Annotated in this window: 1 protein-coding gene; it reads right to left on the reverse strand. The window is 70.2% G+C overall.

Annotated elements, in window-relative coordinates; genetic code table 11:
• A partial coding sequence (locus tag ADK66_RS32040) for a PKD domain-containing protein (protein WP_197281662.1) occupies nt 1-898 on the reverse strand: 898 nt, incomplete at both ends.

The raw sequence follows: 898 nt of genomic DNA on the forward strand, positions 1-898 counted from the left end.
CGGTGCGGTGCAGTTGGACGGCGCCGGAGGTCAGATCGCGCGGGGCGATCCGGTCGACGTCGAACTCGGTGCTGCCGGGGCTGTGGTCGTAGACGACCGTCCCGGTGGCGGTTTCGAAGACGACCAGGCGGGCCCGGTCGGTGGGGATGCCCACGCAGTCGGTGCGGCCCGACGAACAGGCGTCCCAGCCGTAGATCACCCAGGTGTAGCCGGACCGGCCGTTGAGGGTTCCCGTACCGCGGGAGGCGACCTTGCCGTCCTTGGTGAGCACGAGCCATTCCATGGAGCTGGGTTCGAGCCGGAAGCTCGTCCCGTCCGTCCACGCCTTGCCCTGGCCGACCGGGGTGGTGGCACTGCTGCTCTGGTACTGGGCGGTGTTGTGCAGCCATGTCTGGCCGGCCGCGTTCGGCTCGCTGACCAGGGCGCCGGCCGGGGTGGCGGTGGAGCCGTCGATGTTGGCGGTGCCGGCGTCGGGGTCGTAGACCACGATCATGCTGCCGGACGTGTCGGCGGCGGCGTCGTCGTCGCGGACGGTGACGTCGATGGTGTACATGCCGGCGTCGGTGAAGGTGTGCGTGGCCTGGCAGACGTTGTTGGTGGCAGTCACTGATTCTGTACGGCCGTCATCCCAGACAACGGTGCAGGTGTGGGTGTCGTTGGTGCCGGGATCGTTGAACGGGACCTTCAGCTCGAACGCCGTACGGGCCCGGTGTACTGGCCACTGGGTGGGGGCGACGGCCGCGGCGGCCGCGCGCAGCGGGCTCGGCGCGGGGGTCTCCCGCAGCGACGGAGCGACGTTGCTCAGCGTGACCGTCGCGCTGTCGCTGACCGCTCCGTTGACGCCGTCGTCGGCGGTGAGCGTGACGGTGAAGGTGCCGTCGTCGGTGCAGCTGATCGT

Origin of the sequence: Micromonospora sp. NRRL B-16802 (genome assembly GCF_001279555.1) — a bacterium.
Lineage (GTDB): Bacteria > Actinomycetota > Actinomycetes > Mycobacteriales > Micromonosporaceae > Micromonospora > Micromonospora profundi.